The organism is Pedomonas sp. (assembly GCF_036515995.1).
In the GTDB taxonomy this organism is placed as follows: Bacteria; Pseudomonadota; Alphaproteobacteria; order Sphingomonadales; family Sphingomonadaceae; genus Pedomonas.
Window position 1 is genome coordinate 1 of sequence record NZ_DATBUP010000228.1, and the last position, 11,640, is coordinate 11,640.

The 11,640-nt window shown below is 64.6% G+C and carries 15 protein-coding genes; 8 read left to right on the forward strand and 7 right to left on the reverse strand.

Going from position 1 to position 11,640, the window contains the following annotated elements; genetic code table 11:
• On the reverse strand, positions 1–486 hold a 486-nt coding region (locus tag VIG90_RS16755; protein ID WP_331594666.1), incomplete at its 3' end, for a TetR/AcrR family transcriptional regulator.
• Between the two features lie 47 nt (positions 487–533).
• Here VIG90_RS16755 and VIG90_RS16760 point away from each other — a divergent pair.
• Positions 534–1,964, forward strand: a complete 1,431-nt coding sequence (locus VIG90_RS16760; protein ID WP_331594667.1) for a carotenoid oxygenase family protein — start codon at positions 534–536, stop codon at positions 1,962–1,964.
• A gap of 88 nt (positions 1,965–2,052) precedes the next feature.
• Here VIG90_RS16760 and VIG90_RS16765 read toward each other — a convergent pair whose 3' ends face one another.
• Complete coding sequence (locus VIG90_RS16765; protein ID WP_331594668.1) at positions 2,053–2,496, reverse strand: nucleoside deaminase; 444 nt, start codon at positions 2,494–2,496, stop codon at positions 2,053–2,055.
• A gap of 474 nt (positions 2,497–2,970) precedes the next feature.
• On the opposite strand from VIG90_RS16765, the gene VIG90_RS16770 reads away from it, so the two are divergent.
• Complete coding sequence (locus tag VIG90_RS16770; protein WP_331594669.1) at positions 2,971–3,339, forward strand: nuclear transport factor 2 family protein; 369 nt, start codon at positions 2,971–2,973, stop codon at positions 3,337–3,339.
• Positions 3,340–3,393: 54 nt separating this feature from the next.
• Here the strand turns inward: VIG90_RS16770 and VIG90_RS16775 are convergent, their stop codons facing one another.
• Complete coding sequence (locus tag VIG90_RS16775) at positions 3,394–3,627, reverse strand: hypothetical protein (RefSeq protein WP_331594670.1); 234 nt, start codon at positions 3,625–3,627, stop codon at positions 3,394–3,396.
• Positions 3,624–4,148, reverse strand: coding sequence for a hypothetical protein (locus VIG90_RS16780; RefSeq protein ID WP_331594671.1), 525 nt, complete (start codon positions 4,146–4,148; stop codon positions 3,624–3,626). Before VIG90_RS16780 ends, VIG90_RS16775 begins: the two co-directional genes overlap by 4 nt.
• A gap of 465 nt (positions 4,149–4,613) precedes the next feature.
• Here VIG90_RS16780 and VIG90_RS16785 point away from each other — a divergent pair, with 465 nt between their 5' ends.
• The gene (locus VIG90_RS16785; RefSeq protein ID WP_331594672.1) at positions 4,614–4,931 is read left to right on the forward strand and encodes a hypothetical protein; all 318 of its coding nucleotides are present in this window, start codon (positions 4,614–4,616) and stop codon (positions 4,929–4,931) included.
• 285 nt (positions 4,932–5,216) lie between these two features.
• Here VIG90_RS16785 and typA read toward each other — a convergent pair whose 3' ends face one another.
• Both typA and VIG90_RS16795 read right to left on the reverse strand, forming a co-directional pair.
• Entirely contained in the window at positions 5,217–7,040 is a 1,824-nt protein-coding gene (gene typA, locus VIG90_RS16790) for a translational GTPase TypA (protein WP_331594673.1), read from the reverse strand.
• Between the two features lie 374 nt (positions 7,041–7,414).
• The gene (locus VIG90_RS16795; RefSeq protein WP_331594674.1) at positions 7,415–7,696 is read right to left on the reverse strand and encodes a YciI family protein; all 282 of its coding nucleotides are present in this window, start codon (positions 7,694–7,696) and stop codon (positions 7,415–7,417) included.
• Positions 7,697–7,861: 165 nt separating this feature from the next.
• Here VIG90_RS16795 and VIG90_RS16800 point away from each other — a divergent pair, with 165 nt between their 5' ends.
• From VIG90_RS16800 to VIG90_RS16815, 4 genes are all read left to right on the forward strand, one after another.
• Positions 7,862–8,236: a CidA/LrgA family protein gene (locus VIG90_RS16800; protein WP_331594675.1), complete on the forward strand. Its 375-nt coding sequence runs from the start codon at positions 7,862–7,864 to the stop codon at positions 8,234–8,236.
• The gene (locus VIG90_RS16805) at positions 8,233–8,940 is read left to right on the forward strand and encodes an LrgB family protein (protein WP_331594676.1); all 708 of its coding nucleotides are present in this window, start codon (positions 8,233–8,235) and stop codon (positions 8,938–8,940) included. The genes VIG90_RS16800 and VIG90_RS16805 overlap by 4 nt, the downstream gene beginning before the upstream one ends.
• Before the next feature lie 124 nt (positions 8,941–9,064).
• Positions 9,065–9,559 (forward strand): DNA starvation/stationary phase protection protein, encoded by a 495-nt coding sequence (locus VIG90_RS16810; protein WP_331594677.1) that lies wholly within the window; start codon positions 9,065–9,067, stop codon positions 9,557–9,559.
• Between the two features lie 253 nt (positions 9,560–9,812).
• Entirely contained in the window at positions 9,813–10,442 is a 630-nt protein-coding gene (locus VIG90_RS16815; protein ID WP_331594678.1) for a glutathione S-transferase family protein, read from the forward strand.
• A 184-nt stretch (positions 10,443–10,626) separates the two neighbouring features.
• Here VIG90_RS16815 and VIG90_RS16820 read toward each other — a convergent pair whose 3' ends face one another.
• Positions 10,627–11,328, reverse strand: coding sequence for a glutathione S-transferase family protein (locus VIG90_RS16820; protein ID WP_331594679.1), 702 nt, complete (start codon positions 11,326–11,328; stop codon positions 10,627–10,629).
• A 205-nt stretch (positions 11,329–11,533) separates the two neighbouring features.
• Here VIG90_RS16820 and rpmB point away from each other — a divergent pair.
• On the forward strand, positions 11,534–11,640 hold a 107-nt coding region (gene rpmB / locus VIG90_RS16825; protein WP_331594680.1), incomplete at its 3' end, for a 50S ribosomal protein L28.

An 11,640-nucleotide genomic window follows, 5' to 3' on the forward strand; every position in this document is an offset into this window, starting at 1 on the left:
CACGGCCAGCGCCCCCGCCGCGCCGAGCGCCTCGCTCCGGCGCGCTGCGTCTGTTTCGCCAAAGCGGCCGAACATCAGGCGGAACAGCGCCGGATGCTGGCGGGCAAAGCGCACATAGGCCAGACCCATCGCCCGGAAGGCCGCACGCGGATCCTCTTCGGCCGCACCGGCCTCGGCCTGCAGGCGCGCCAAACGCTGGAAGCCTTCTGCCGCAAGCGCGGCCAGCAGCGCCTCCTTGTCCGGAAAGTGACGGTAGGCGGCGTTGGGCGACACGCCAACCCGGCGGGCCAACTCCCGCAGGCTGATGTTCCCCTCCGCTTGCGCCTCCAGCATCCCAAGGGCGGTGGCGACCAGCTCCTCCCGCAGGTTTCCATGGTGATAACGCCGCCCGGACACGGACAAATCTCCGTCCTCGGAATCCATGTTGACACCGTCCACATTCTGTCGCATCGTCATGTTCACACCGTACACATATGCGTGCACCATGCAACCCTCAGGTTTAGAGGCCTCAGGTTCAGAGGAAAGGGACCCGCATGCCTGGATTTGCTGATCGCGCCGTTGGCGCTCTCGTTCAAGTCATTCAACGTCTGGCACCGGATCAGGGCAAGGCCAACCCCTGGCTGGAAGGGGGCTTTGCCCCAGTGGACACGGAAGTGGAGGAGACAGCGCTGCGTACGACCGGCAGCGTGCCTGCCGAACTGGATGGCCTCTTTGCCCGCATCGGACCCAACCCGGTGCGTCCGCCGGAGGATCCCGGGCGCTACCACTGGTTCTCGGGCGACGGCATGGTGCACGGCGTGCGCCTGAGCGAAGGCCGGGCGCTGTGGTATCGCAACCGCTGGGTGCGCTCCAGCTCGGTAAGCCAGACGCTCGGCGAGCCGCCCGCTCCGGGTCCGCGCCGGGGCATCTTCGACACGGTGAACACCAACGTCATAGCCCATGCGGGGCAGATCTGGGCGCTGGTGGAGGCCGGCCCCTTCCCCGTGGCACTGGATGCGCGGTTGGAGACGGCGGCCCACACCGACCTTGGCGGTACGCTGGACACTGCCTTCAGCGCCCACCCGCACCGCGATCCGGCCACCGGGGAGTTGCATGCCATCTGCTATGACGCCCGGATACAGAATCGCCTGTTCCATGTGGCCGTGGGCAAGGATGGCCGGGTGAAGCGGCGGGTGGACATTCCCGTGCAACACGGCCCGATGGTGCATGACTGCGCGCTGACCGAGACGTATGTGCTTGTCTTCGACCTGCCGGTAACGTTCTCGCCCAAGCGGCTGCTGCGCGGCAGTACCATGCCCTACGGCTGGAACCCCCGGCACGAGGCGCGCATCGGCCTGCTGCCAAGGCGCGATGGCGCGACGGCGAACGACATCCTCTGGTGTGCGGTTGATCCGTGCTTCGTGTTTCACAGCTGCAACGCCTTCGATCTGCCGGACGGGCGGGTGCAACTGGACGTGGTGGTTCACGACCGCATGTTCGACGTCTCGATGACCGGACCGGACTCCGGCCGGATCACCTTCGAGCGCTGGCTGCTCGACCCGCGCCGCGGCACGACGGCCCGAACGGTGGTGGACGAGCGGGGCCAGGACTTCCCGCGCATGAACGAGCAACTGGCAACCCGGCCCTATCGCCATGCCTATACAGTCTCGTTCGGCGGACCCCTGGACGGCGGCACCTGTCTTCTGAAGCACGACCTCGAGACCGGGCGGACGGAGACTCACCAGCATGGCCCGGGCCGGCACACGGGCGAGGCCGTGTTCGTGCCGCGCGACGGAGCAACGGCGGAGGATGACGGCTGGCTGCTGAGTTTCGTTTATGATGCCAACCGCCGGGCGAGCGATCTCGTGATCCTGAACGCACAGGATGTGGCCGGTCCGCCCCAGGCGGTGGTGCATCTGAACCACCGTGTGCCGCATGGCTTCCACGGCAACTGGCTCAGCGCGCGCGAGGTGGAGATGGGATAGTCATCCGGCGGGATAGTCTTCCGGCCCTGGCCTTTCCATGCGGAGGATCCGAATCCCCCGCAAACAGGAGACAGCCTCCATGTGGTCTTCATCGCCGCTCGGCGAAGAACGCCCGCAGGATTTCGGCCGCCGCGGTTTCGGAGAGGCCGCCGTATACCTCGGGCCGGTGATGGCAGGTGGCGTGACTGAACACGCGGGGGCCGTGCTCCACCCCGCCGCCCTTGGGATCGCTGGCGCCGAAGTACACCCGGCGCAGGCGGGCAAAGGAGATCGCCCCGGCACACATGGGGCAGGGCTCCAGCGTGACGTAGAGATCGCACCCGTTCAGCCGTTCGTCCTGAAGCTTGCGGGCGGCCTCGCGGATCACGAGCACTTCGGCATGGGCCGTGGGGTCGCTGTCGGCACGCGTGCGGTTGCCGTTCGCCGCAAGAACCTCGCCGCGCTCGCTGACGATCACCGCTCCCACAGGCACCTCGCCCCGCCCTGCTGCAAGACGGGCCTGCTCCAACGCCATTTCCATGTACCGGCTCATGGCGCGCACCCTAACGAAGCGAAGGGCCGGACGGAAGGGCCGCAGGCGAAATCGACGGAAGCCGCAAAAGAGTATTTGACAACGGTTCGCAATTAGGAGATCTTGCAGTTAAGAATGAAATGCAACTTAGCAAGGAGATCCCTTCCCCGGTTCACTGTCTTACCGCCGCGCCACCTCCTCCCTGATGTGTCCTCCGGCGCGGCGCCTCCCCGAGGGCAGGTGTGCATTCCGACCTTACCACCCTGCAAGGTTCGCACGCCTGCCCTCCCCAGACGGGTTTCCAGCCTACTCTCCCCGGAAACCCGGCTCACTTGCCCATCACGTGGTCCGTGAAAACTGAGGCGGTGGCTCAAACCACCGCCTCCTCTTTTTCAGGCTCTCCCTTTGCGCAGGGTGACAGGGTTGGACAGGCCTTCCGTGTTGACACGGACAGCCATTACCCGTTTCCTGTTCGCCACATGACAGGAGGGGGATATGGTCGAAGCGGTGATGCGGTCTTACTATTCAGCTTATAATGCGGTGGATGCCGAAGCGCTGCAGGCGCTCCTCTCCCCTGACGTGGAGCTGGTCTCGGCGCTGGGCACGCAGGCCGGGCGCGACGCCTATCTGGCAACCTATGGCTTCATGACCGGCAATTTCGTCGATCAGATGGAGCCGCAGGACATTCAAGTGAGCGGCAACGTGGCCAAGGTGCGCATCCGCAACGCACTGACAGCGCGCAACGATATTCCAGACTTCATGGGACAGGCGATTTCGAAGGGTCAGCAGATCGTACTGGATCTCGTCGGCACGTACACCGTCTCCGACGGTCAGATCTCCCGGATCGAGATCTCCCAGGGCTGAGCAGATTCAAAGGCGCGGCGCAGCAACCGCCTGCCGGGCGAGGCATGGCCATGGCTATGCCTCGGCCCCGATCTGACGGCGAACGCCCACCGGCAGGATGACACCCGTCTCCTCATCAACCAGCACCATGCGCGGCGGATCATCGAGCGAGAGCGTTTGGGCAACCAGACGCTCCGACTCCGAAAGCTCGCGGCAGGCGTGGCGCAGCCGCCTGCGCGTCTCCTCCGTGAGCCTGTCCGCCTGCGGCCGAATTCGGCGGCGCATGAAAAGCGTGTCCAGCCATGTCATGGTGTCTGCCCACCCGCCAGATGCAGCGGCAGCAGCATGAACGCGATGACCTGAAGCAGCAGGGAGAGCAGAATGAGGCGCAGGCCCCAGGTGCGGCTGCGCGCGCTCAGGGCGTTGCCCTGAAGATATTGCTCGTAGGCGACCGCGTAGCTGGCGGTCAGCACGCGCCGCGCGTGTCCGGCCACCTCCTCGGCCGTGGCGTTCGCCGGGGTGTCGCTGATCAGATCCGCCAGGCGCGGCGGCTCGTGGTAGACGAACAGCCACTCGGCCATGAGGATCTGGTACGCGGAGGCGAACAGCGCCGCCGCCGCAAGGCCGCCAAGCAGGAGGATGGAGAGGGTGGCCGGCTCCTGCCAGCGCGCCATGTCCACCTGCACCGCCAGACTGCTGAACGCGAACACCGAGAAGGACAGGGCCGCGACCGGCGTGCTGACGCTGCTGCGGATCGTCTCCCGCCGCGCCCGCTCGCTCAGGTAAAGCTGCCGGAAATGCTCGAGATGAAGGTCTGTTACCGGGTCCATACCGGCTTCATGCCCGGCAGCAAGGGGTGGTTCCTTCGTCCGCGACAAGCAGGGCCAGCAGTGCATCGAGTGGAGCACTGCGCCATTTTCCGGATGTCTGCGGACATTTAGGAAAGAGCGCAGCCTTGTCTTTGCAGAGGGTCTTGGACCCTCTGCACTCCCGGCCTTTTGGTGGCGTGTCTGATGCCTAAGGGAAGATGCAATGTAGAATGGGCCGTGTTTCCGTGCCTGCCCAAATTTCTTGATCCGGCTGCATCAGATCGCGGCTTTTCTGCATCTTTTCCGGCCGCGCGTCTGTTCACCACAGGGTGCCCCACCTTCCCCGGAAGCCGCGTTGCAGAGTGATTCTACGACCAGGGTCTACCTTGACCGGTTGTTGCGGCCGGCTAACCTTGCTCAATGCGGTGTCTCTGCGCACTTTTGCTGATTTCCGGCCTTGGCGGCTGTGACATTCCTTGTGACACCATGACCCTCAAGCGGAGCCTGTCGCCCAATGGCGACTACAGCGCTGTGGTATTTCGCAGGGATTGCGGCGCGACAACGGGCTTCTCGACCCAGATTTCCATACTCGGCCCCGACGAAACCCCTGACGAGGGCGGCAACGTATTCGTCGCAGACGACAATCATGGCACAGCGACCCTGTTGCTGATGAGCGGGCCATGGGCCGATGCCCAGTGGCTTGGCCCCCGGCACCTGCTTGTGAGGTATGCCCCGGGCGCACGGATATTTCGTAAGGAAGAACGGGTGGAGGGCGTGACCGTCACCTTCAAGGCGGCTTTCTGATTTTGTATCGCCCTGTGGAATCGGTGGGAATCATTCCGCTGAATTCTAGAGCCTTTTCCGATCTGATTGGTTCAGATTGCGGCTCTAAGCTCTTTGTTGGTCGCACTTTCCTAAACGCAGGGTGTGCCACCCTGCTCGAAAGCTGCTCCAGTGTTTTCGGCGCGTGACGGCGCGAAAACGCCCGGCCCAAAGAAAAAGCCCGGGGATTTCTCCCCGGGCCCTTCCCCTGCGTGACAACTTGTATGCCGGTGCGCACCCGAGCAGGGCGGGCGCGCAACGCACTGCTTACTCGGCAGCGGCGCGGTTGTGGCGCTTGCGCTCGTGCGGATCGAGGAAGCGCTTGCGCAGGCGGATGACCTTCGGGGTCACTTCCACCAGTTCATCGTCGGCGATGTAGGCGATGGCCTGCTCCAGCGTCAGCTTCTTCGGCGGGGTAAGACGGATGTTGTCGTCCTTGCCCGATGCGCGGAAGTTGGTGAGCTGCTTGGACTTCAGCGGATTGACCTCGAGGTCGTTTTCCTTGGCGTTCTCGCCAATGATCATGCCCTCGTAAACGTCATCGCCCGGCGACACCATGATGATGCCGCGCTCTTCCAGACCCTGAAGCGCGTAGCCGACGGCCTGACCGGAGCCCAGCGAGATGAGCACGCCGTTCTGACGGCCCGCGATGGGGCCCTTGTACGGACCGTAGTCCTCGAACGAGCGGTTCATGATGCCGGTGCCGCGGGTGTCGGACAGGAACTCGCCGTGGTAGCCGATGAGGCCGCGCGACGGTGCCTTGAAGACGATGCGGGTCTTGCCGCCGCCGGACGGGCGCATGTCGGTCATCTCGGCCTTGCGCAGGCCCAGCTTCTCGACGACGACGCCGGCGAATTCCTCGTCCACGTCCACCTGCACGGTTTCGTACGGCTCAAGACGCTGACCGGTTTCCGGATCGGTCTGGAACAGCACGCGCGGACGGGAGATCGACAGCTCGAAGCCCTCGCGACGCATGGTCTCGATGAGCACACCCAGCTGGAGTTCGCCGCGGCCCGCTACTTCGAAGCTGTCCTTATCGGCGCTCTCGGTGATCTTGATGGCCACGTTGCCTTCGGCCTCGCGCATCAGGCGATCGCGGATCATGCGGCTGGTGACCTTGTCGCCGTCGCGGCCCGCCAGCGGCGAATCGTTCACGGCGAAGCGCATGGACAGGGTCGGCGGATCGATCGGCTGGGCCTCGATGGCCTTCTCCAGCGTCAGCGCGCCGATGGTCTCGCCCACGGTGCCGACGGTGAGACCGGCGATGGCGACGATGTCGCCCGCCTGAACCTCGTCGACCGGCTGGCGCTCAAGGCCACGGTAAGCCAGCAGCTTGGAGGCGCGGCCCTGCTCGACGACCTGACCGTCCTTGTTCAGAACCTTGATCGGGTCGTTGACCTTCAGGCGGCCCTGCTGCACGCGGCCGGTGAGCACGCGGCCGAGGAACGGCTCGCGGTCCAGCAGCGAGGCCAGCATGGCGAACGGCTCTTCGGTGGAGCCGACCTTGGGGGTAGTCACGTGGTTGACGATCAGCTCGAACAGCGGCGCCAGGGTGCCCGAGCGGGCTTCCGGATCGCTGGAGACGTAACCGCCGCGGCCCGAACCGTAGAGAACCGGGAAGTCGAGCTGTTCTTCGTTGGCTTCCAGCGCCACGAACAGGTCGAAGATCTCGTTCAGAACTTCATCCGGGCGGCCATCCGGGCGGTCGATCTTGTTGACCACCACGATCGGGCGCAGGCCCAGCGCCAGCGCCTTGCTGGTCACAAATTTGGTCTGCGGCATCGGGCCTTCGGCGGAGTCCACCAGAAGAATGACGCCATCGACCATGGAGAGGATGCGCTCCACCTCGCCGCCGAAGTCGGCGTGGCCCGGAGTGTCCACGATGTTGATGCGAGTGTCGCCCCAGGTAACAGACGTACACTTGGCGAGAATGGTGATGCCGCGCTCGCGCTCCAGATCGCCGCGGTCCATGACGCGCTCTTCAACGCGCTGGTTTTCTCGGAACGTGCCCGAGTTGCGGAAAAGCTGATCGACCAGAGTGGTCTTGCCGTGATCGACGTGAGCAATAATTGCGACGTTGCGCAGGGTCATTAAAGAATAGCCTCGCTTGGGGATGCCAGTGCGCCCGGCTTATACCGGCAGTGTTACCGGAGGATTGCGGCGGACCGGCGCTTATATCGAGCGAGGGCCGACACAGCAAGCGCAGCCATAATACAAAAGGATTTTTTTGGCGCGACTATAGGGCGGTTGATCCTGCACCGGGCAGAACCGCTGGAACCTTCAGGAAAGTCTAATTTCCCGGAGGTTAAGGCCTCCGGCCTGTCGGAACGGTGCCGACACGCCGGAAGATCATGCCGCCGCTCCGGCCGTTGCGCAACTGGCAAACGACGTCTTTTTTCGCCCAACCGCGCTCTGCGCGCCACACTTCTGATGCTCCTCACGCCCCCGCGAGGCCTGATGGTCGCTCAGGCGGGGAAAACCTGGCGCCACAGGGTCACGTCCACCCGGTCGAACAGGCCGGCCCTGGCGTAGGGGTCTTCCGCGGCAAAACGCTCGGCAGCAGGGCGGTCTTCGGCCTCGATGATCAGCAGGGAACCGAAGGGCTGGCCATCGTCGGTGAGCATGGGGCCAACGGCGATCAGCTTCACCGCGCCCGAGTTCACATAGTCCAGATGCGCCGGACGGGTGGCGGCGCGCAGCTCCTGCGCCTGCGGCTTGTCCCAACACTGGATGATGAACTGAGGCATGGCGGCTTCCTGTGCGTAAGAGAATAAAGTCGGCTGCGGTATAGCGGCGTGCGGGCCGTGCGTCTGCCCCCTTGCTTGCGGCGAGCGAAGGCGGGCAGGCGAAGACAGCAGCGGCTTGCCTAAAGCGGCCTTGTGATCCGGTTGCTGCGGGTTTAGGCGTGCGCCATGGTGCAGCGTTTCCTCCGTTCGATGGCCTCTACCCTGCCCGGCCTTGCCGCATTGGCAGGGCTGGCGCTGCTGGGCCAATGGGCAAGCGGCTTTGCCGGCCTGCCCGGCCCGGTGCTTGGCCTTGCCGCCTATGTGGCGCTGATGGCCGCCGTTCCCGGCTTCGCCCGCGCCACCCAGGCCGGGGCCGAACTGCTGCTGAAGATTCTGGGCGCGCTGATCACCCCCGCCGCCGTGGGGCTGGCGCTGCATCGGAACGAACTGGCGAGCGAGGCCGGACGGCTGGCGCTGATCATCGTGCTGTCGACCGTCATTACAGGCGTTGTCACCGCCTATGCCTACAAGGCGCTGCGCAGGTGGGGGGCAGGCAAATGACCGAATCGCTGGTGACGGGCTTGACCATCGTTGGCGGCATTGCGGCCACCGCCCTTGCCTACTGGACCGCCGTGCGCATCAGCGGCCTGCTGCGCCAGCACCCGCTGGCCAACCCCATTCTGATTGCCGCGCTGCTGATTCTGGCCGGCCTCATCGTGCTGCGCCTGCCGGTTGCAAGCTACATGCACAGCGTCGAGCCGCTGCGCTGGCTGCTGGGCCCGGCAACGGTGGCGTTCGGCCTGCCGATCTACCGCCAGCGGGCGCTGCTTCTCTCGGCGGGCAAGGCGCTGATCGGGGCGCTGCTGATCGGCTCGTTCACCGGCATCGTCTCCGCCGTGGCGCTGGCCCGGCTGTTCGGCGTTTCAACCAACACGATGCAGGCACTGACCACCAAATCCGTCACCAGCCCGTTCGCCATCGCCATCATGGAGCGAGTGGGCGGCCCCAGCGAACTGGCGGCGGGCCTCGTCATCCTGACCGGCCTGGTGGGCGTGGCGGTGCTGCCCGCCTGCCTGAAGCGCGAGCGGGAGCGGGACCCGGAAAGCTACGCGCTGGCCATGGGCATGGCGGCGCATATCGTGGGCAACCAGCACGTGGCGCGCGTGGCTCCGCAGGCGCTCAGCATCGCCGGGCTGGCGCTCACCGTGGCGGGCCTTGCCACCACCGTCATGCTGCCGCTGCTGTGGGGCTGGCTGATCGGCTGAACCAAGGCGGCAATCAATCGCCGTTTTCGATTATTACAAGCTATAAATATCATTGAACCGATTACTTGTTTCTCGCCGATTTGCCTATATTTTGGATACGGACACGTGAAACGGAGGAAATCACATGGCTCATGCAGATTCGAAAGAAACCCTTGAGATCGGCCTTTCCGCCGAAGCGCGCGAGACGGTCGCGGGTGTTCTGAACCGGCTGCTGGCCGATGAGTTTCTCCTGTACGTGCGCGCCCGTGCGTTCCACTGGAACGTGACCGGCCGTCACTTCAAGCAGGACCACGCCCTGTTCGAGGAAGAGTACGAAGCGCTGGACGAGACCATCGACGAGGTCGCCGAGCGCGCCCGAGCGCTGGGCTACAAGGTGCAGGCAACGCTGGCCCAGTTCACGCAAATTGCAACCCTGCCGGAGGCGGACAGCACCGAGCTGACCTCCGAGCAGATGATCGCCACCCTGCGCGACGGCCATGAGGCGCTGGCCCGCCAGCTGCGCAACGACATTCAGGTGGCAGACGAGGCCGGGGACGAAGGCACCGCCGACTTCCTGACCGCCCTGCTGGAAGGCCACGAAAAGCGTGCATGGATGCTGCGCGCTCACCTGCAGGACTGACCTGGCAGGCATTGGTTTGAATTAGCTTTGCGGCTTACCTCCCCCCCTTGTGGTTTGCCGCAATATCGCCGGTCGCGCTCCGCTTCCCCCCTCCCCCACCGGAGCGCGGCCGGCACCCCTTCTCTTTGGCCCTTCCCGGGGCCAATTCTGCAACCACTCCAATATACGACCACAAGCTCTGCCGCCGCGCATTGACGCGGGCGGATCGTTCTATCAATGTTCCTGAAATTCCTGACGGAACATGGGGGACAAGATGGAACTGTTCTGGGCACCGCAAACACGCTCCATCATTGCGCTCTGGGCGCTGGAAGAGGCAGGCCTGCCCTATAGCCGGACGCTTGTGGACATCCGCAGCGGGCCGGAGCGCCCGGCAGACGTTCTCACCGTGAACCCCATGGGCAAGGTGCCCGCCCTGCGGGATGGCGAGGCCATGCTGGCGGAAACCACGGCCATCTGCGCCTACCTGGGCGACAAGCTCCTGAGTGACCGGAGACCGGGCAACGGGGCGCAGGAGAACGGACTGGCGCCCGCGCTGGATGATCCCGCACGCGGCCGATACCTGCACTGGCTGTTCTTCCGCGCGGGCTGCATCGAGGCCGCCTTCGGGCAGAAGCTGGGCGGCTGGGAGGTGGACCCCGTCTCTGCTGGCTGGGGCAGTTACGACAAAACCATGGACGTGATCGAGGCGGCGGTTTCGCCCGGCCCCTGGCTCCTGGGCGAACGCTTCACCATGGCGGACGTCGCCATGGGCAGCGGGCTCTGGTACGGCCTCCACCTCCTCAGGGTCATCGAAGGCTATCCGGCAGTAGAGGGCTATGTGGAGCGCTGCATGGCCCGTCCCGCCTTCCAGCGGGCAATGGAGATCAACGCCGCCGGGAGCTGAGGGGCATGGGGCATGGGGCCGGATAAACAGCGCCCGAACAATCAGCCCAGGAAATACAACCCAAGGGACAAGCAGCCCGAAGATAACGGGGATGCAGGGAGCGCAAGCCCCCTGCAATGAACGAATGCACCCTCAAGCAGGCAGAAGCGCTGCGTACCGGCAGGCCCTCCACCCGATGGGCAGGTTACTTCTTGCCCATCTCCACCATGTTGCTGATGCCCTGCGCCAGCTTCCTGGCCTCCTCCGTCTCGCCCTTCACCTCCACGTTCTTTTGCACGTGCGGCACGGCAAGGCCCTTCTGCACCGCCGGGCGCGCCGCAATGGCATCGATCCAGCGCTGAAGATTGGGCAGATCGTCGATATCAACGCCGGACCAGTTGTGGGTGCGGGCCCAGCAGAAGTTGGCGATGTCGGCGATGGAGTAGTCGCCAGCCAGATATTCGTTGTTGGCGAGGTGCGAATCGAGCACGCCGAGCAGACGACGAGTCTCGCCCTGATACCGGTCGATGGCAGGCTGAATCTTCTCGGGGAAGTAGCGGAAGAACACGTTGGCCTGCCCCATCATCGGGCCGATGCCGCCCATCTGGAACATCAGCCACTGAATGACACGGGAGCGGGCCTTGAAATCCGCGGGCAGCAGCGGACTGCCGGTCTTCTCGGCCAGATAGATCATGATCGCGCCCGACTCGAAGACGGCGAAGTCGTCATTGTCCGTATCGACGATCGCAGGAATGCGGCCGTTGGGATTGATGGCGAGGAACCAGGGCTGCTTCTGCTCCAGCTCGTTCAGCTTCAGAGCGTGAGTCTCGTAGGCCACGCCCATTTCCTCCAGCGTGACGGAGGCCTTGTAGCCGTTGGGGGTGGCGGCCGTGTAGAGGCGGATCATGAGCAAATCTCCCTGGCAAAAACAATGGGGAACGCGAGACTGCCTCATTGCCTGCATCCGGATTTTCTGCCAAGCCTCAGCGCGGAAAAGGTGCGGAACGGGTTTGGCAGGTTGACGCTTCGGCACGACTCGCCTATACGCCTCCCCTCATATTTCTCGCCGGGCTCGTGTCCGGTGTCGGCTATTGCAATTGAAGGACCTGATCATGTCGCGCGTTTGCGAACTGACCGGCAAGGGCACCATGGTGGGCAACAACGTGTCCCACGCCAACAACAAGACGAAGCGCCGCTTTCTGCCGAACCTGCAGAACGT

Bases quoted from the DNA above. Each gene is read 5' to 3' on its own strand.
- VIG90_RS16770 (WP_331594669.1), top strand. From the start codon at position 2,971: ATGGTCGAAGCGGTGATGCGGTCTTACTATTCAGCTTATAATGCGGTG.
- VIG90_RS16785 (WP_331594672.1), top strand. From the start codon at position 4,614: ATGACCCTCAAGCGGAGCCTGTCGCCCAATGGCGACTACAGCGCTGTG.
- typA (WP_331594673.1), bottom strand. From the start codon at position 7,040: ATGACCCTGCGCAACGTCGCAATTATTGCTCACGTCGATCACGGCAAG.
- VIG90_RS16765 (WP_331594668.1), bottom strand. From the start codon at position 2,496: ATGAGCCGGTACATGGAAATGGCGTTGGAGCAGGCCCGTCTTGCAGCA.
- VIG90_RS16800 (WP_331594675.1), top strand. From the start codon at position 7,862: ATGGTGCAGCGTTTCCTCCGTTCGATGGCCTCTACCCTGCCCGGCCTT.
- VIG90_RS16760 (WP_331594667.1), top strand. From the start codon at position 534: ATGCCTGGATTTGCTGATCGCGCCGTTGGCGCTCTCGTTCAAGTCATT.
- VIG90_RS16780 (WP_331594671.1), bottom strand. From the start codon at position 4,148: ATGGACCCGGTAACAGACCTTCATCTCGAGCATTTCCGGCAGCTTTAC.
- VIG90_RS16810 (WP_331594677.1), top strand. From the start codon at position 9,065: ATGGCTCATGCAGATTCGAAAGAAACCCTTGAGATCGGCCTTTCCGCC.
- VIG90_RS16805 (WP_331594676.1), top strand. From the start codon at position 8,233: ATGACCGAATCGCTGGTGACGGGCTTGACCATCGTTGGCGGCATTGCG.
- VIG90_RS16815 (WP_331594678.1), top strand. From the start codon at position 9,813: ATGGAACTGTTCTGGGCACCGCAAACACGCTCCATCATTGCGCTCTGG.
- VIG90_RS16795 (WP_331594674.1), bottom strand. From the start codon at position 7,696: ATGCCTCAGTTCATCATCCAGTGTTGGGACAAGCCGCAGGCGCAGGAG.
- VIG90_RS16820 (WP_331594679.1), bottom strand. From the start codon at position 11,328: ATGATCCGCCTCTACACGGCCGCCACCCCCAACGGCTACAAGGCCTCC.
- VIG90_RS16775 (WP_331594670.1), bottom strand. From the start codon at position 3,627: ATGACATGGCTGGACACGCTTTTCATGCGCCGCCGAATTCGGCCGCAG.